General features: G+C 66.6%; 17 protein-coding genes. 14 read left to right on the forward strand and 3 right to left on the reverse strand.

Annotated features, from left to right (window positions below):
• The first annotated feature begins 20 nt into the window (after positions 1-20).
• The 5 genes from NQ034_RS03070 to guaA are packed head-to-tail and all read left to right on the forward strand — an operon-like array spanning position 21 to position 5505.
• Positions 21-1310, forward strand: coding sequence for an MFS transporter (locus NQ034_RS03070; protein ID WP_257046964.1), 1290 nt, complete (start codon positions 21-23; stop codon positions 1308-1310).
• Positions 1311-1370: 60 nt separating this feature from the next.
• Entirely contained in the window at positions 1371-2501 is a 1131-nt protein-coding gene (locus NQ034_RS03075; RefSeq protein ID WP_257046965.1) for a GuaB3 family IMP dehydrogenase-related protein, read from the forward strand.
• Between the two features lies 1 nt (position 2502).
• Positions 2503-3447: an SURF1 family protein gene (locus tag NQ034_RS03080; protein WP_257046966.1), complete on the forward strand. Its 945-nt coding sequence runs from the start codon at positions 2503-2505 to the stop codon at positions 3445-3447.
• The gene (locus tag NQ034_RS03085) at positions 3428-3880 is read left to right on the forward strand and encodes a DUF3817 domain-containing protein (protein WP_373567195.1); all 453 of its coding nucleotides are present in this window, start codon (positions 3428-3430) and stop codon (positions 3878-3880) included. Before NQ034_RS03080 ends, NQ034_RS03085 begins: the two co-directional genes overlap by 20 nt.
• Before the next feature lie 26 nt (positions 3881-3906).
• Positions 3907-5505 carry a glutamine-hydrolyzing GMP synthase gene (guaA, locus tag NQ034_RS03090; protein WP_257046968.1) on the forward strand — a complete coding sequence of 533 codons (1599 nt, stop codon included), beginning with the start codon at positions 3907-3909 and terminating at the stop codon, positions 5503-5505.
• Positions 5506-5682: 177 nt separating this feature from the next.
• On the opposite strand, the gene NQ034_RS03095 is transcribed toward guaA, so the two are convergent.
• The gene (locus NQ034_RS03095) at positions 5683-6813 is read right to left on the reverse strand and encodes an IS1249 family transposase (protein WP_257046969.1); all 1131 of its coding nucleotides are present in this window, start codon (positions 6811-6813) and stop codon (positions 5683-5685) included.
• A 257-nt stretch (positions 6814-7070) separates the two neighbouring features.
• On the opposite strand from NQ034_RS03095, the gene NQ034_RS03100 reads away from it, so the two are divergent.
• The 9 genes from NQ034_RS03100 (at position 7071) to NQ034_RS03140 (ending at position 16562) form a co-directional block, all read left to right on the forward strand.
• Positions 7071-7667 (forward strand): biotin transporter BioY, encoded by a 597-nt coding sequence (locus tag NQ034_RS03100; RefSeq protein ID WP_257046970.1) that lies wholly within the window; start codon positions 7071-7073, stop codon positions 7665-7667.
• Between the two features lie 20 nt (positions 7668-7687).
• Complete coding sequence (locus NQ034_RS03105; RefSeq protein WP_257046971.1) at positions 7688-8458, forward strand: energy-coupling factor ABC transporter ATP-binding protein; 771 nt, start codon at positions 7688-7690, stop codon at positions 8456-8458.
• Positions 8455-9069 carry a CbiQ family ECF transporter T component gene (locus tag NQ034_RS03110; protein ID WP_257046972.1) on the forward strand — a complete coding sequence of 205 codons (615 nt, stop codon included), beginning with the start codon at positions 8455-8457 and terminating at the stop codon, positions 9067-9069. The genes NQ034_RS03105 and NQ034_RS03110 overlap by 4 nt, the downstream gene beginning before the upstream one ends.
• Positions 9070-9169: 100 nt before the next feature.
• Positions 9170-9724, forward strand: coding sequence for a hypothetical protein (locus tag NQ034_RS03115; protein ID WP_257046973.1), 555 nt, complete (start codon positions 9170-9172; stop codon positions 9722-9724).
• Complete coding sequence (gene truA, locus NQ034_RS03120) at positions 9717-10604, forward strand: tRNA pseudouridine(38-40) synthase TruA (protein ID WP_257046974.1); 888 nt, start codon at positions 9717-9719, stop codon at positions 10602-10604. Before NQ034_RS03115 ends, truA begins: the two co-directional genes overlap by 8 nt.
• 89 nt (positions 10605-10693) lie before the next feature.
• Positions 10694-13078 carry a bifunctional metallophosphatase/5'-nucleotidase gene (locus tag NQ034_RS03125; RefSeq protein ID WP_257046975.1) on the forward strand — a complete coding sequence of 795 codons (2385 nt, stop codon included), beginning with the start codon at positions 10694-10696 and terminating at the stop codon, positions 13076-13078.
• Positions 13079-13317: 239 nt separating this feature from the next.
• Complete coding sequence (gene rplM, locus NQ034_RS03130) at positions 13318-13761, forward strand: 50S ribosomal protein L13 (protein ID WP_257046976.1); 444 nt, start codon at positions 13318-13320, stop codon at positions 13759-13761.
• Positions 13762-13793: 32 nt separating this feature from the next.
• Complete coding sequence (rpsI, locus tag NQ034_RS03135) at positions 13794-14288, forward strand: 30S ribosomal protein S9 (RefSeq protein ID WP_257046977.1); 495 nt, start codon at positions 13794-13796, stop codon at positions 14286-14288.
• Positions 14289-14768: 480 nt separating this feature from the next.
• Positions 14769-16562, forward strand: coding sequence for an HNH endonuclease signature motif containing protein (locus NQ034_RS03140; protein WP_257046978.1), 1794 nt, complete (start codon positions 14769-14771; stop codon positions 16560-16562).
• Between the two features lie 98 nt (positions 16563-16660).
• Here the strand turns inward: NQ034_RS03140 and NQ034_RS03145 are convergent, their stop codons facing one another.
• Both NQ034_RS03145 and NQ034_RS03150 read right to left on the reverse strand, forming a co-directional pair.
• Positions 16661-17491 (reverse strand): hypothetical protein, encoded by an 831-nt coding sequence (locus tag NQ034_RS03145; RefSeq protein WP_257046979.1) that lies wholly within the window; start codon positions 17489-17491, stop codon positions 16661-16663.
• 26 nt (positions 17492-17517) lie between these two features.
• A complete protein-coding gene (locus NQ034_RS03150; RefSeq protein ID WP_257046980.1) occupies positions 17518-18162 on the reverse strand; it encodes a response regulator in 645 nt (214 codons plus the stop codon).
• Positions 18163-18165 lie beyond the last annotated feature (3 nt).

The following is an 18165-nucleotide window of genomic DNA, read 5'->3' on the forward strand; positions in this document are numbered from 1 at the left end:
GACCGATAGGGTGGGAGGCGATGTCCTCCCACCCTTTTCCGTCTCCCGCTGCGTCCCGTGCCCGCTCCCTGCGCCGCGCTCGGTTGGGCGCCTCGCTGTTGTTCTTCACCAATGGGGCGATCATCGCCAATCTGGCCCCGCGCCTGCCCGAGCTCAAGGCCGCCCTGGGTCTGGGCGGTGGCGCCTACGGCATGGCCGTGGCGGCCTCGACCGTGGGCGCGATCCTGGTGGGCCCCTTCGCAGCGCGTCTGTTGCGCCGGATCGGTTCGGCCCGGATGGCCACGGCGGGCACGGTGTTCGCGGGCCTGGCGATCCTGCTCGTGGGATTCTCCCCAGCGCTTCCCGGACTGCTGGCACCGGGACTGTTCGTGTTCGGCCTGCTGGCCTCGGGGGCGATGGACGCACTGACCGATGTGGCGGAGAATTCCCAGGGCCTGCAGGTCCAGCGCCGCTACGGCAAGTCGATCGTCGGCAGCATGCACGCGGTGTGGTCGGTCGGCGCCGTGACCGGTGGGCTGATGGCCGCCGGGGCCCTGGCCTGGGGCCTGCCACTGCCGGTGCACTTCGCGGCCTCGGCGCTGTTGGTCGGCACGGTCGCACTGCTGGCGTTCCGGCTGTGCCTGCCCCCGGAGCGCACCCGCACCGTCGTCACGGACGGAGTGTGGGCACCGGGATCGGACCCCGCCCCTGAGCAGGGGCACCGGACTGGCGAGTACCGCCGAAAAGGCGCGGGCGCCCGGGTTCTGCCGGTATGGGTATTAGTCCTGGCGCTGGGCGTGCTGGGGGTCGCCGGTGCCGGGGTCGAGGACCTGGGCAGCACCTGGTCGGGCGTCTATCTGGGAACCCTGGGCGCCTCGGCCCAGCTCGCGGCCTGGGGGTTCACCGTGATCGCCGGCAGCCAGTTCATCGGCCGGCTGCTGGGCGACCCCTTGGGCGATCGGCTGGGACCGCGCGCTGTCACCGGGGTCGGCGGCCTTCTGGTGTGTTTCGGAATGGGCCTGGCGTTGACACTGCCCGGCCTACCCCTGACTTTTGCCGGCTACGCCCTGGCCGGCCTGGGCGTGGGAACCTGCATCCCGAATGTGCTGGCCCGCGCCGACGAACTCTCGGGCCTGAAACCCGGTACGGGCCTGGCACTGGTGTCCTGGCTGATGCGCCTGGGCTCGCTGTGCCTGGCCCCGGTGGTCGGTTTCATCTCCGACCACGCCGCGACCGGCCTGCGCGCCGGCCTGGTGTGCGTTCCGGTTGCCGGTTTGCTCATCGTGCTGCTGTGCTGGGTCCTACCCGGGCGTCGGGGTGAGCGGTTGTGACCGTCGATGCGGTTCTCCCGGAGTTCTACCGGTGGTAGACCGCTGGTAGGCTTAGCACCCGTGAGCACTGAGATTGAAATCGGCAGCGGCAAACGAGGCAACCGGGCATTTTCCCTGGACGACATCGCGGTCATCCCCGCGCGGCGCACGCGCGACCCCAAGGATGTCAGCCTCGACTGGCAGATCGACGCCTATAAGTTCGAACTGCCCTTCATCTCCGCGCCGATGGACTCCATCTCCTCGCCGGACACAGTGATCGCCCTGGGCAAGCTGGGCGGCCTGGGCGTGCTCGACCTGGAGGGCCTGTGGACCCGTTATGAGGACCCTCAGCCCTACCTCGACGAGATCGCCACCCTGCCGGACGACCAGGCCACCACCCGGATGCAGGAGATCTACGCCGAACCGATCAAGGCCGAACTCATCACGGCCCGGCTCAACCAGATCCGCGAATCCGGTGTCACCGTGGCCGGTGCCCTGACCCCGCAGCGGACCCAGGAATTCTACGAGACGGTGATCGCCGCCGGCGTGGACCTGTTCGTCATCCGCGGCACCACCGTTTCGGCCGAACACGTATCGTCGACGACCGAATCGCTCAACCTCAAGAAGTTCATCTACGAACTCGACGTGCCCGTGATCGTCGGGGGCGCGGCCACCTATACCGCGGCCCTGCACCTGATGCGCACCGGTGCCGCAGGCGTCCTCGTGGGCTTCGGTGGCGGTTCGGCTACCACCACCCACCGGGCCCTGGGCATCCAGGTCCCGATGGCCACCAGCCTGGCCGATGTCCACGCAGCCCGGCGGGACTACATGGACGAATCCGGCGGCCGCTACGTCCACGTCATCGCCGACGGTGGCCTGGGGACCTCGGGCGATATCGTCAAGGCCTTCGCGATGGGCGCCGACGCCGTCATGCTCGGCTCTGCACTGGCCCGCTCGGAGGAGGCCCCCGGTAAGGGCTACCACTGGGGTGCCGAGGCCCACCACCCGCAGCTGCCGCGTGGCCGCCGGGTGAAGATGAACACCGTCGCACCGCTTGAGCGCCTGTTGTTCGGTCCGGGACATTCGGCCGTGGGCGAGGTCAACCTGGCCGGCGCGCTGCGCCGCGCCATGGCCACCACCGGCTACCTGGACCTCAAGGAGTTCCAGCGCGTGGACGTCGTCGTCTCCCCGCACCCCGGCCGAGGCCTCTGACTTGCTGCGCCTGGCTCTCACCCCCCGGTGGCTGGGCTTTTTGGTGCTGGTGCTGGCCCTGTGCACGGTCTTCGTGGGATTGGCCGGCTGGCAGGCTTACCGTGCCGAGCACAAGAACGACGCGGTGGCGGCGCAGGGCATCGACGAGCTCAAGCCATTCAACGAGGTCATCGCTGCGCAGGTTCCCACTTCGGGCCTGCTGGCCCATCAACGGGTCGAACTGAGGGGAAAGTTCCTGCCGGATGACCAGATCGTGGTCTCCGACCGCGCGGGCGATGAGGGCAAGTCCGGCTACTGGGTTGTGACCATGTTCGTCCCCGAAGGCGCGCGGCTGGGCGCCGAGGCAAAGATCACCGGTGAAGCCAAACTGCCGATCGCCATTCCGGTGGTCCGTGGCTGGACTGCGGACCTGGCCACCGCGCGGGACTCGCGGGCGCCCGATAGCGCCGTCGAACTGCACGCGCGCATCAATCCGATCGAGGCACCGACGGGCACGGACAAGTCCGAACCCGGTACCTACGGCAGCGTGTCGACCTCCGAGCTGGTCAACCTCTTCGACGTCTATTCGTATTCGGCCATGCTCATGGTCGATGCCGATCAGCAGGCGAAGGTCGCCGGCGGGGAACTGGGCCACGTGTCGATCGGGGCCAAGGACACCGGCGGATTCGACCTGCAGTCGGGCGTCTACACCCTCGAATGGCTGTTCTTCGCCGGCTTCGCCCTCTACATGTGGTACTCGCTGTTGCGTGACGCCTATCAGAACAAACAGGGGATCGGCCTGCCCGATATGTCCGAGGCCCGGGCCGCCGGCGTCGAATACGTCATCGTCAAGGGCGCCGGAGAACACGAGCTGCGCACCACGGCGACTCCCGTCCCGGTTCCCACGCCAGAACACACACTCAAACCCACCGACGCACAAACGAAGGATGAACCCCGTGGCCGCTGACCCGATGGATGCCAGGCCTGATTTCGACGAGAACAACGTCTGGACGATCAAACGCTTCACCTCCGCCCGCAATGCCCTGCGCTTCTACCGGGTGATGGCGATCATTACCGGCATCATGCTGTTGGCCCTGACGGTTGAGATGATCGTGAAATACGTCGTCTTCCGGCTGGCCGGGCTGTCCGGCGAGGCGCTGTCGATCGGCGGCTTCGACCTGGGTGCCGCCATCGCGATCTGCCATGGCTGGTGCTATGTCGTCTACCTCATCTCCTGCTTCTGGCTCAATCAGCAGATGCGCTGGTCGATCGGCCGTCTGCTGCTGCTGGCCTTGGCCGGCGTGATTCCCGTCATGTCCTTCATTCTGGAGCGCAAGACCAGCCACCGGGTTGCGCGTGAGCTGGACGCCGCGGTGGTCGTCGCCCCCGTTCAGGGCTGAGATAGAAGACGGATAGGATAGACGCCATGACTGAAAACTCCACTCCCGAAACGGGGACCGCAGCGCGCCCCGTGCTCGTCGTGGACTTCGGGGCGCAGTACGCGCAGCTGATCGCACGGCGCGTGCGTGAAGCGGGACTGTATTCGGAACTCATTCCGTCGACGGCCTCGGCCGCGCAGTTCGCCAAGCGCAATCCTGTGGCCATCGTGCTCTCCGGCGGACCGTCGTCGGTGTACGAGGCCGGGGCCCCGCAGCTCGACGCAGCGGTCTTCGACCTGGACGTGCCCATGTTCGGCATCTGCTATGGCTTCCAGGTCATGGCGAATGCCCTGGGCGGCTCCGTGGCGAAGACCGGCAACCGCGAATACGGCTCCACACCGCTCGAGGTCAGCGCCTCGGGCACCCTGCTCGACGGGCAGCCGGCCGCGCAGACCGTGTGGATGAGCCACGGCGATTCCGTCGCCCAGGCGCCCGCCGGCTTCGACGTGCTGGCCTCGACCCCGGACACCCCGGTGGCCGCGTTCGAATGCGCGGCGAAGAACCTGGCCGGCGTGCAGTGGCACCCGGAGGTGCTGCACAGCGAATACGGCCAGAAGGTCCTGGAGAACTTCCTGTACAACGTCGCGGGCCTGACCCCGGACTGGACCTCTGGTTCGGTCATCGACGAACAGGTCGCCCGGATCCGCGAACAGGTGGGCGACAAGCAGGTCATCTGTGGCCTGTCCGGCGGTGTCGACTCCGCCGTGGCCGCTGCCCTGGTGCACAGGGCGATCGGCGATCAGCTGACCTGCATCTTCGTCGACCACGGTTTGCTGCGCAAGGACGAACGCCGTCAGGTGGAGGAGGACTACGTCCAGTCCACTGGTGTGCGCCTGGTGACCGTCGACGACTCCGATGTGTTCCTCAAGGAACTCGAGGGTGTGTCCGATCCGGAGACCAAGCGCAAGACGATCGGCCGCGAATTCATCCGGTCCTTCGAACGCGCCGCGGCCAAGCTGCTGGCGGAATCGGTGGAGACCGGAACCGGCCAGCCGATCGAGTTCCTGGTCCAGGGTACCCTGTACCCGGACGTGGTTGAGTCCGGTGGCGGCACCGGTACTGCGAACATCAAGAGCCACCACAATGTGGGCGGTCTGCCCGACGATGTGGAGTTCAAGCTCATCGAGCCCCTGCGCGCCCTGTTCAAGGACGAGGTCCGCGCGATCGGCCGCGAATTGGGCCTGCCCGAGGTCATCGTGGGCCGTCAGCCCTTCCCCGGCCCCGGCCTGGCGATCCGCATCGTGGGCTCCGTGGACGAACACCGGCTGTCGATCCTGCGCGAGGCCGACGCGATCGTGCGCGAGGAACTGACCGCCGCCGGCCTGGACGATGAGATCTGGCAGTGCCCCGTGGTGCTGCTGGCCGACGTCCACTCGGTTGGTGTGCAGGGCGATGGTCGCACCTATGGTCACCCGATCGTGCTGCGCCCGGTCTCCAGTGAGGACGCCATGACGGCCGACTGGACCCGCGTGCCCTACGATGTGCTCTCCAAGATCTCCAACCGCATCACCAATGAGGTCGACGAGATCAACCGCGTGGTCTTGGACATCACCTCCAAGCCCCCGGGCACGATCGAATGGGAGTGATCCCCGGGGCGTGAGGTGCGGGCGTTGCAGTCCCACCCACCCCTGCGAAGAGCAGTCGTTTTGGTCTGAGAATTCTGTAGAGACTCAGACCAAAACGACTGCTCTTTTTCGTGGGGCCGGGCCCGGTCGCAGGAACTGTGGGTTAAAGGCCAAAATGTGTGTCTTTCCCGCGCGTGTCTAACGGGTTCTACCACCCCACCCCTGTTGGATTCCGTTGCCGTCCTCGGGTGAGAAGTGGGTGTCGTAGGCCGCTGGCCCGATGGGCTCCTCGAGGGCCTCGCAAGCCTGCCTGCGCGCTGGCGTCCAATGCGGGGGTTTCGCGAACGTGAATGGGGTTGCCGGGTTGCGGGTGTGCATGTGCAGCCACCAGGCCATGGCCGTCTTGGCATGGGTGCCAGTCATGCCGCGGTGACGGCGCAGCAGGTCTTTGATCGGCTGGTTGAACCCGCCTTCGAGCACGGATGTCGCCCGCGCAATCTGCTTTCCTTTCTGTGCGGCTTCGATCCAGGTGAACAGGTGGTTCTTCCGGATCAGCCCGGCCAGCAGTTTGTGAGCTCGGCGGGTGCGTTGGTGGGTGTACCACCACATCTGAGTCGGTTTCACGTACGCCGGCCTGGCCGCACCGGATCGTGCGTACGTCCGGTGCTTGAGGAATGAAGCGTGCCGGGCTTCCCAGGCTGCGAACTCGGCGAGCCAGGCAGCGGCCTCGTCCGCGTCGTCGACTTGTTTGATGGTCTTGACCAGGGCGAGGAGTTCCTTGTTCGCCTCCAGGGTGGGTTTGCGGGTCAGATGACGGTGGATGTCGTGTCGGATGTGGAAGAGGCAGCGCTGCACCCGCGTATGGGGCCAGTATCGGCCGATGACGGTGTTCAGGGGTCCGTTACCGTCGACGATGGCGTAGTCCGGTGCCGGTATGCGTTCGATGAGCGCGGTCCAGGAGGCGGTCTTCTCCTTGTCACAGAATTGCCAGTCGATGACCGTGTGGCGGGTGGATGCGATGAGGACGCACCAGCCGTTGAAATAGGTTCCGTCGAGGAAGATCTCGGAGTGGATTTCACCCGTGGACGCTGGTGGTGTTGGTTCGACGTTCCAGCACCATGCGGTCGTGCGCCGCAGGGTTCGTGCGGGCATGTTGTGGTGTGTTCGGCCGGCAGGACCGAGGAGCCAGTCGAGGAACGTGTTCAGCTCGTGCCGGCGAGTCGAGGGGCTGCGCTTCGGGGTGGTCGATGCGCCGCAGTTCGTGCATCGGTATCGGGTCTTTCCGGCACTCGTTGTGCCGTTCTTTTTCAATGGCGCGGAGCAGATCATACATTTCGGTCGATTGGAAGCACCCCATCGATGCTAAGCCCCGAAAGCTAAGCAATCGGCCTCTTGCCTATATAACTACTGGGCAGCAGGCCGATCACAGACACACATTTTGGCCTTTAACCCGGAACTGTGCCCGGCCACCCTGTGTGTGGCTGCGCCCGGCCCGGGCAAGCGTGGTTTGCATTCCGCCGGCGCCTGAGCCACACTGAACAGTGTTCACTTGAACGGTGTTCAAGCATCCCCTTGAAGGAGTTCCCATGACTGCTGCTGGCGTCACCCCGCGCACCGCACGCGAATCCGCCGGCACCGGCATCGCCCTGATCGCCGTGTTCGCCGCCCTGGTCGCCGCCAGCGGGTTCGTCCCCGCGATTCCCCTGAGCGTCGGCGTGCCGATCACCATCCAGACTCTGGTCGTGTTGCTGGCCGGGCTGTGCCTGGGACCGACCCGCGGCCTGCTGGCAGTGCTGCTCTACCTGGTCCTGGCCACCGTCGGCCTGCCGATCCTGTCCGGCGGGCGCGGCGGCCCGGCCTGGCTCGCCGGTCCCAGTGCCGGATATCTCATCGCCTTCCCCCTGGCCGCCTGGCTGGCCGGCTTCGCCGCGAACTTCGCCCTGCGGAGGTTCACCGCGGGCAAGCGGTTCGGCGTGCTGCTGGCGGGTGCCCTGGTCGCCGGCTGGATCACCACCCGGACTCTGGGCATCGCCGGGATGATGCTCAATGCGCACCTGCCCCTGGGTGCGGCCCTTACCGCCGACCTGGCCTTCTGGCCCGGCGATGCGCTTAAAACGGTGGCGGCCGTGGCCGTCGCCCTGGCCATCCACCGCGCCTTCCCACGGCTGCTGGCCCGCCGCTGATGCGTGGTCACGAGGCCCTGATGCATGGAGGCGAGCACGGGGACCGGAGCATCCGCTTCGACCGGGTCGGCGTTGTCTCCCAGGACGTGACCGAGGCCGGGCCCGTGATCCGGACGATCCTTGACGATATCGACCTGGAGCTGACGGCCGACTTCACCACCGTCGTCGGCCAGAACGGATCTGGCAAGTCCACGCTGCTCCAGCTGTGCAACGGCCTGGTGCGCCCGGACACGGGCCGGGTCCTGGTCGACGGCCTCGATGCCGAACGCCAAGTCAAAGAGGTGCGGCGGCGCGTGGGCTTCGTGTTCACCGACCCCGCCACCCAACTGGTCATGCCCACCGTCATCGAGGACGTGGAACTCTCCCTCAAACGCAGCGTCAAGCGCCGGGCCGAACGCCATGAGCGCGCCATGGAGGTGCTCGCCGGCCTCGGCCTTGACGACCTGGCCGGGCGCAGCGTCTATGAGCTCTCCGGTGGACAGCGGCAACTGGTCGCCCTGGCCAGTGTCTTGGCGGTCGACCCAGCGGTACTGATCCTCGACGAGCCGACCACACTGCTGGACCTGGTCAACGAACGGCTGCTGCTCGACACCGTGGAAGGCCTGCTGGCCAGGGGCGTGCGGGTGATCGCCACGACCCACAATCTGGACTTCGCCCGCCGCGCCGATGAGGCGGTGCACGTGGCCGACGGGCGGATAGCCGCGCACGGGCCCGCCGCCGAGGTGGTGGCCGGCTATGTGGATTCCGTCACCCGGGACGTCGCCCGGATCCGCGAGGAGCGGGGCCGGTGAAGCGGCGTCCGGAGTTTCTGGGCGGCTATGTGCAGCGTCGGGGCTGGCTGCACGCCATCCCCACCCTGGCCATGCTGGGGATCGTGTTCGCCCTGAGCATCGTCGTGATGATCCTGCGCGATCCCGTGGTCAACGTGGGGCTGGCGGTGGTCGTGGTCGCCTGTGGGCTCAGCGCTCGGCTGCCGTTGTCGCGTCTGTTGGCGCCGCTGAGTCGGGTCTGGTTGCTGTTGGTGGCCCTGGTCGCCGTGCAATTGGTCTTCCAGGGCTGGTACGTCGGCCTCCAGGTCGCCACGACCCTGCTCACCTGCCTGTTGGCGGGCGGTCTGCTGTTGCTGACGAACACGATCGCGGAACTGCTGGCGGCCTTCACCGTGCTGGCCCGGCCCCTGCGCCTGGTGGGCGTGAATCCGGAGCGGGTCGCCCTGGCCGCCGCCCTGATGGTGCGCAGCATCCCGTATTTGGCGGATCTGTTCGCGATGACCGGCCGGGCGGCGGCCGCCCGCGGTCTCGAGGGCGATATCCGTGCCCGCACCGTGCCGGTCTTCCTGCGCAGCGTCCAGTACGCCTATGACACCGGCCGGGCACTGGATGCGCGCGGGCTGGTCGACTGAACCGAGCCGGGCGGCCACGTCCTCGGATCCGGGTAGACTGGTGCGGCTGACAATTTCGGATGTGGGCCGGCCACCGGCCCGCGCCCAGAGGAGGACGGGCATGGGCGACTGGCTGCTGTTGGGCGGGTTACTGCTCCTCGGCCTGGCCGTGGTCCTGTTGCTCGTCGTGAGCATCCTGCGCTACAACCAGTTGAGCATGGCACGCGGCCTGGCGGCGGAATCCGGCCGCCAACTGAGCGCCGCGATCCGCGAACGACGCGACCTGCTGCCGCTCTTCCTCACCGTCGTCGACCAGGCGGGGGTTTCGGTGGCCGAACTGCGCGCGGCCCAGGCCGGGGCCGATGAAGCGGAACTGAGCCGGGCGATCGAGCGCGCCCACACCCGGGTTCTGACCGGCGGTGCCGACGCCTGGCGGGTCGACGACCTGTACTCCCAACTGGTGCGCTACGAGATCCGCATCGCCTCGGCCATGCGCTACCGCCAACACAATGTCGACGCCTACCGGGCGATGCGGGCCCGGCCCTCGGCCGGCCCGGTGCGCTGGCTGTTCCGCTCGTGTCCCGCCGTCTCGGTGACTCAATCGCAGGATGTCCAGGGACCGGTGGGGCTACTGGAGGCGCCGCGGGCGCCGGAGGAAGGGGAACGGCATGTCTGAGCCCAACCGGGGCACCGAGGAGACCGGGCGCCTGCGCGTGGATCTGGGCTACCGTGGAACCGACTTCCACGGTTGGGCCACCCAGCCGGGCCTGCGCACGGTACAGGGCGAACTCGAGGCGGCGCTCGCCCAGATCCTGCGCCGGCCGGTCCGGGTCACGGTGGCCGGGCGCACGGATGCCGGGGTGCACGCCCGGCGGCAGACCATCCACCTGGACCTGGTGCCGGGTGAGGCGCGGCGGCTGGTCGGCAGCCGCGCCGAGCGGACTCCCGCCGAGGGCCTCTTGGCCCGACTGCGCGGGGTGCTGCGCGCCAGGGACGCCCGCGATATCGTCATCCACTCCGCCGCCGAAGTCCCCTTGAGCTTCGACGCCCGGTTCGCCGCGATCTGGCGGTCGTATACGTATCGCCTGGCCGATGAGGACAGTTTCCTCGATCCGCTGCTGGTACCGTGCACCACCGTGGTGCGCGGTCGGCTGGACGCTGCGGCGATGGCCTCGGCGGCAGGCGAACTCCTCGGCCTGCACGACTTCCTGCCGTTCTGCAAGCCCCGTCCCGATGCCACCACGATCCGCACCCTGCGCGGCCTCGAGGTCGCCAGGGACGCCGCCGGTGTCATCGTCACCCGATTGCGCGCCGACGCGTTCTGCCACCACATGGTCCGTGCGCTGATCGGGGGACTGGTCAGGGTCGGTTCGGGTGCCTGGCCTACCACCCGGCCGGCCGAACTCCTGGCCCTGGCCGAGGCGGGGGTCCCGGCCGGCGAGCCCATGTACGTGATGGAGCCGCACGGGCTGGTGCTCGAAGCCGTCGGGTATCCGGAGGAATCGGCGTGGGCGGCGCAGGGGGAGCGGGCCAGGGCCAAACGGCGGCTGGACTGATTCCGGTCGGATTCCGGTATAGGATGCCTGAGTGTATCCGCAAGGTTCACTGATGCCTTCCCGACCCTGAGCCTCTCAAAAGGAGCAGCATGCGTAAATATTCGGGCGTCCTCGCGGGTGCCGCCACGCTGGGACTTCTCTCCCTGCCATTGACGGCCCTGCCCGTCCAGGCCGACGCACCCGCCGGGACCAAGGTCCAACTGCTCAACATCACCGACTTCCACGGCCGCATCGCCGAAGCCGGCCACGGCGTGGCATCGGTCATCGAGGAGGAGCGGGCCAAGGCCAAGGACCGGGGAATCCCCACCATGGCGCTGTCGGCCGGTGACAACATCGGAGCCTCGACCTACGCCTCGTCGTCGCAGAAGGACGAACCGACGCTGAGCGTGCTGGACACGATCGGCCTGGACGCCTCTGCCGTGGGCAACCACGAATTCGACCGCGGCTACGCGGACCTGCGGGACCGGGTCGACTCATCGGCGAACTTCCCCTACCTGGGCGCGAACGTGTACAAGAAGGGCACCAAGGACGTCGCCGACGGACTCGAACCCTATAAGCTCATCGACCTGGTCAACCCGGCCGGCGGTAAGCCGATCCGGGTTGCGGTGATCGGCGCTGTCACGCGGGACACCGCGAACATGGTCAGTCCTGCTGGCATCTCCGACATCGAATTCGGCGATGTCACCGATGCGGTGAACACGGCGGCCAAGGACCTCGAGGCGCTGCCGGCGGGGGAGAAGCCCGACGTCACCGTCGTCGAGGCGCACACCGGACCGTCCGAGACAGAGGATCTCGACTCGGCCAAGGCCTCGAACGCGGAGTTCCGCAAGCTGATGGACGATGCGGACGATTCCGTCGACGCCTTCTTCATCGGCCACACTCACCTGCCGGTCGACCTGCACAACGGCGACCGCCCCGTGATCCAGGCCAAGAAGTACGGCGAGGCGGTGGGCCAGGCCGTGCTCGAATCGACCGGCGACGGCAGCTGGAAGATCGACTCCCAGGGGTTGATCGACGCAGTCGACTCCGAGGGGAAACAGCACGACTACGACTCGGAGGTCGTCGGCAAGGTCGACGATATCGTCGACCGTGCGGTGACGAAGTCCAAGGAGATCGGCTCCGAGGTCGCGGGCACGATCGATGCGGACATCACCAGGGCCTTCAAGAACGGTTCGGAGGACCGGGGCGGCGAATCCACCCTGGGCAACCTGGTGGCCGACGCCCTGGACGAGGGGACCGCGGACTCCCCGCTGAAGGACTCCGACTTCGCGATCACGAATCCCGGCGGGCTGCGCACCGACCTGAAGGTCGACGATATCTTCAACAAGGAGGCCCCCGGCGAGGTTACCGTCGCCGAACTCAACCAGGTCCTGCCGTTTGCCAACGACCACGGAGTCGTGACGATGAAGGGCAAGGACGTCAAGGGGCTGTTCGAGGAACAGTGGCAACCAGACGGGGCCAGCCGCCCCTTCCTGCATCTGGGCATCTCGAAGCAGCTGCACGTCGTCTACGACTCCAAGGCGAAGTCGGGTGAGCACGTCAAGCAGGTGCTCGTCAATGGGAAGCCGATCAAGGACGACAAGGAGTACCGGGTCGCGACCCTGTCCTTCCTGGCGGCCGGCGGTGACAACTTCACCTCGTTCACCAAGGGCGGGTTCGAACAGTCCGGCCTGACCGACTTCGACGTATGGCAGACCTACTTCGAGAAGCGCGCGGAGAAGAAGCAGCAGATCAGCCCGGACAAGCACGAACGCCAGGCCGACAACGCGCTGAGCGTGTTGGACTCCGGGGACCTCAAGGTCGCCCTGGGCCTGCCGGACGGCGCCACGGACATCCGCGTCGAACGCGGGGGCAGCGCCAATGCGGCCCTGCACCTTCAGGCGCAGAAGGACATCAAGGGCCCGTTCACGCTGCAGCTGAATCTGCCCAAGGGCGTTACCGCCACGATCGACGACGATGCCGCGAAGAAGTCGCTGACGGCCGACGACTCCGCTCTGCGCGTGGCGCAGATCCCGGAGGGCAAGACCGACGTCCCGGTGACCCTGCACGCTGCCGATGATGCGCAGACCGGGCAGCAGACCGTGACCGGCCGGTTCCAGGCCGATCCCGCAGCGGCCTGGTGGGACGACAACCCGCTCCCGCTGCCGGCTTCGGGGAAGGTCGAGGTCAGCGTGGTCGACGCTGCGGGCACCGGTCCCAGCTCCTCGCCGAGCTCTTCGCCCAGCGAGAAGCCGACGCAGCCGGGCTCGGAGCCCACGGACGGGTCGGGTGACGAGCCCAGCGCCACCTCGGCCCCGGGCGGATCCGCCGACGCCGATGGAAACGGTGGAAACGACGATGGATCGAACGACGATGCCGGAGACCTGCCGATGACCGGTGCGCAGATCGGCCTGGCCGCGGGCGCGGGCGCCGTACTCCTGGCCGTCGGTGCCGCCGCTGTGGTGATCGGTCGGCGCAAGGCCACACGGCACTGAGCGTTCGACGTGAATCACATGGGCCGGGCCCGGTATCGCACTTGCGGTGCCGGGCCCGGCCCATGTAAAGTTGAGAGTCGTTGCGTACGTTCAACATCATGCCTAAGAGCCGAATTCGCGTTGCAGGTATAGGTGCAGGTGTCAGGCGTACAACGCGTAAGCACGGGCTGCCGTTACACGAAGATCACGACATAAGTGTTCCGACGGCCTACCGAAAGTAAACGAGAAGAAGGCTACTTTTGCGTACCTACACCCAAAAGCCCGGCGATGTTCAGCGCCAGTGGCACGTCATCGACGCCACCGACGTCGTCCTCGGCCGCCTCGCATCGCAGGCCGCCCGCCTGCTGCGCGGCAAGCACAAGGTGACTTTTACCCCGAACGTCGACTCGGGTGATTCCGTGATCATCATCAACGCCGACAAGGTCGCTCTGACCGGCAACAAGCTGATTCAGAAGCGCGCCTACCGCCACTCGAACTACCCGGGTGGTCTGAAGAGCGTCAACTACGCGGAACTTCTCTCGAAGTCCCCGGAGCGCGCTGTGGAGAAGGCCATTGCGGGCATGCTGCCCAAGGGCCGTCTGGGCCGCGCCCAGATCAAGAACCTGAAGGTCTACGCGGGCGAACAGCACCCGCACGCCGCTCAGAACCCGCAGCCGTACGAGATCAGCCAGGTCGCGCAGTAAAGCGCCGGGCAGAACAGAAACCGAGGAGAACCGTGGCTGACATCATCGAAGAAGTCGAACTGAACGAATATCACACCGAGACCCCGGCCGGCGCCGGACTCGGTCAGGAAGTGGCGGGTGGCCGTGGCCAGTCGCTGACCGCTCCGGGTTCCGGCGTGGGCCGTCGCAAGCAGGCCATCGCCCGCGTGCGCCTGGTGCCCGGCACCGGCGAATGGACCATCAACGGCCGTGACCTGGAGACCTACTTCCCGAACAAGCTGCACCAGCAGCTGGTCAACGAGCCCTTCCGCCTGCTGGACCTGGAAGGCCGTTTCGACGTGCACGTGCGCATCAAGGGCGGTGGCCCCTCGGGCCAGGCCGGTGCCGTGCGCCTGGGTATCGCCCGTTCGCTGAACGAGATCGACCGTGAGAACAACCGCGCCGAACTGAAGAAGGCCGGATTCCTCACGCGCGACGCTCGCGTCCCGGAACGCAAGAAGGCCGGTCTGAAGAAGGCCCGCAAGGCTCCGCAGTTCTCAAAGCGCTGATCTTCAGCCTTCACTGCATGCCGTACGCTTCGGCCCCGTCTGGATTTCTCCAGGCGGGGCCGAAGCGTTTTGTGTCTGGTGGTCGGGATGCCTCCGGCCTCTAACCCGGCCTTGTCGGCGGTACTCGCCGGGTGGGTGCAGGTGGGGTGGGGTGCCCGCGCCTTTTCAGTGGTACCACTTGCATTCGGTGGCACCGGATGCGCGCGCATCTGGTGCCACCCAGCGCGTTTGCTGCCACCGAAACAGACAGTCGTTACTCGGCAAACATCGGAAACCAGTTTCGAATAAACCCTTCCCTTCATAAGTGACTCGCGCTACACTTGAGGTAGGTCAGGAAACCCGAATCGGACAGCAAAGTCCCGTCAGGTTTTACGGCTCGTCTTCCCCGACACAGTCACAACACGCGTGTGCTGAATACTCAGTGCGGCTTCTGACAGCAGCGTCCGGACCCGGGTCCGGTACAGGAGGAGGGGAGAGATCATGACCATTGATTCCACCCTCCCACGTGCTGGTTCCCCCGATGATGACAAGAACCCTGGGGTCTTCGCCCGCCCGGCGGACCCCTTGCTGACCCCCGACGATTGGGAGCGTTTGCAGGAGATCGCTCCGGAACTCGTTCACGCCAGTGAGTCACTCGCTGGTCTGGGTGCCGGTGTGGGTACGGATCCCAGTCTTGACGCTTCCGACCTGCTCCTGGTGCTCAAGGGAATCGAACACCTGTCCCGCGTGACCGCCTCGACGGAGGCTGTTGTTCTGGCGCGGGCCGAATACGAGGTGCCCACTGTTGATTATGGTGCGAAGACTCTTCCCGTCTTGTTGACTCGCCTGTTGAGGATTGATGGGGCGGCCGCGAGGCGGCGGGTGCGGTTCGCACACGCGATCGGTGCCGGCCGGTCTCTAACGGGTGCCCGCCTGGAACCGGCCTACCCCCATGTTGCCCTCGCCCTGGCGGACGGGGGTGTGTCGGTGGATCAGGCGCAGGCGGTGATCCGGGAGATCGAGAAGATCCCCCGCCAGGTGCGACACGTCCATCACGCCACGGCGGAGAGACTGTTGGTTCAGACGGTGCCGAGTGTTGACGTGGACCAGGTCCGTGTGCTGGGTTCTCGGATTCGAGCCTACCTGGATCCTGATGGGCGCTTCGCGGAGATCCCACCGTTGGTTGATGAGTTTCATGTGACCGTGACGCCGCGGAGGAATGGTGCGTGGAATCTGACGGGGTTGTTGGATCCGGTGACGGGTGGGAAGTTGCATGGTTTGTTGACCAACCGGCAGGAACCCGGACAGGACACGACTGAAGTGAACTCCGGGGAGGTCCAGCGAGTCGGCACCGGTGTGCCCGACGGTGCGGAATCCGTTACAGCTGATGTGCCGCCCGGTGACCTGCCACCTCAGGACCTGCCGGCTAGCGCGGTGACGGTTGATGGCCGGCCCACCACGAAGGCGGATCATCCGTTTGGGTATCGGGAGCGGCCCGATGGTGCCAGGCGTCATGACATGTTCGCCACCTTGATTGACCGGGCTGCGGGTTCGGGTCCGCAGGGTGCGGGCATGGCCCTGGTGGTCACGGCGACTGCTGAAGAGTATGCGCGGGGGAAGGCGGAGGTGGAATCCACTGCCGGCCCGATCGGGTTACAGGATCTGGAGTCCCTTTCTCCGGGTGCGCTCGTGTATTTCCAGGCCAACCAGCCCGGGACGCGGGAGGTGACCGTGAGGAGTGCGGGCAGGTTTGCTACGCGGCGGCAGGTTGAGTTGATTGCGGCCAGGGATCGGGGGTGCACGTTCCCGGGTTGTGATATGCCGGTGGGGTGGTGCGATGCCCACCATATGATCCCCTGGTCCACTGGTGGACCCACGACGGTATCGAATCTGACCTTGGCGTGCCGGTTCCATCACACGTGGCATGACCAGCATGGGTGGAGGGCCGAGTTGATTGGTGGTTTGCCGGCGTGGATTCCACCCCGGCATGTTGATATCGACCAGCGGCCCCTATTCCATTCCCGGTTCACTGCGGCTCTGGTGGATGTGAGTGCTGCGCGGAACGCTGCGGGTTTGCCGCCGGTGTGGGTGCCGGAGGATTTCTCCCCACCTGACTGGGACACAGCATCAGACCTGAGCGACCCACCCGATCCACCAGACTCACTGAACTCCTCAGGACTATCCAGTACTCTGGGCACCGACCCTCCAGGTCCCGTCGCGCCGTGGGGCACTCATGGTTCCTACGCCTCGGATGAGGACACCGACCCCGATGATACCGACGTCCCACCCTTCTGAAACACGGGAAGAGCGCCCCGGTCGGACACGCTTCCCACACCCTCAAACCCGTAGGATCTCAGTTCGTGCCGGGCGGCCAGCGGTGCGGCTCCCGTGAGTCAGAGGCGCTGAAGGCTCGGCGCCTCTTTGGGAGTGACGGCCAGAGCGAACAGGCTCAGGCACAGGTAGAAGGAGCCCAACAGCCAGAACGGCCAGGTGACGATGGACAGGTTGGAAAGCCCCATTCCCATGATCACCAGTCCCAGCAGACCGGTGAGCAGGATTCCGATGGGCAGGCCCCAGGGCCGTACATCGCAGGCGACGGCCAAACCCACAGCCAGCAGGACCAGGCATATGAGCCCGGTCTCCACGACCTCGCCGATCGTCGAAGACCCGTCCATCATCGACACCAAGCCGATTGCAGGCAGGCCGATGAGGATTCCGCCCGCAATTCGCCCGGTGATCCGGATGCCGCGGCTGGAGTCCAGTGGCTTGGACGATAGAAGGTTCGCCACAGACCCGCTGACGGCCAGGAAGGCGAACGCGAGCAGCATAGCGGGCAGGGGAAGCCAGGCGTCGGCATCTGGCGCGGTCAGTGGGTACAGGGCGAATAAGCCCACAGTGCAGGCGAAGGCCATCCACGCACAGAGCTGGCGGATACGATTCGGGTGGCGCCCGGCGGGCAGGATGCACGGGAGCACGGCCACGATACCCGGGAACAGGGTGATCGCACCCGTTAAGAGGGGGTCACCGGTGAAACCCGTGTCGTCTGCTTCAGCCGTCATATTTGCGAAGACCGAAGTGATCAGCGCCGTGCCGGCGGTGATGAGGAGGGATCCTGTCAGTAGGCGGTTGTAGCCGACCGCGGAGAGCCCGTCGTGTGCAGGTGTGCTTCGGCCATCGCTTGGACTCGGGGACGTGGGTGGGCGGGCGACGGTGGGTGTTGACATGGCTGTCTCCTTATCCGGATGCGGAGTCAAGCGGGCGTGAAGTACTTGAACTGCAGGGCGCGCACGATCAGCTGGGCGGCGGTACCCGCATGCAGTTTCCGATGCAGCCGGCCGATGTGCGTGCGCACGGTGGCCGGTGACAGGAAGAGCTCAGTGGCGATCTGGGCCGGACCCATACCCTGGCAGACGCAGCTCAGGACGTCGAGTTCCCGCTCCGTCGGTGGGCTTTCAGGCAGGTCCGACTCCGGTAGATCCCCTGCAACCAGGATGTCGTGGGCCAGATAGGACATGGTGGGGATCTCATCGCCGGCCAGAATCTGGCGCAGAGTGCGGACGAGTTTGGGCGGGGGAGCGGTCTTGCGCACCGTCGCCCTGGCCCCGGCCTCCAGGGCGCGCGCCAGGCCGGGGCCCGGTGAAGAACTGGAGAGCACGACCACCAGTGCCCGGGGCCGGGCGGCGATGATCCGGGCGGTGGCCTCGATGCCGGAGATCCCACCGGGCATGGACAGATCCATCAGCACCAAATCGGGCGCGAACTCGGCTGCCAATGTCACGGCATCGGTGCCGGTGTTCGCTGTTCCCACGACTTCGAAATCGTCGGCCGCCTCCAGCGTGGCGCGAATTCCTAGCACGGCATAGGGATCGTCATCGACGATGATCACGGTGCTCATGCG

Source organism: Brevibacterium moorei, assembly GCF_024580735.1.
In the GTDB taxonomy this organism is placed as follows: Bacteria; Actinomycetota; Actinomycetes; order Actinomycetales; family Brevibacteriaceae; genus Brevibacterium; species Brevibacterium moorei.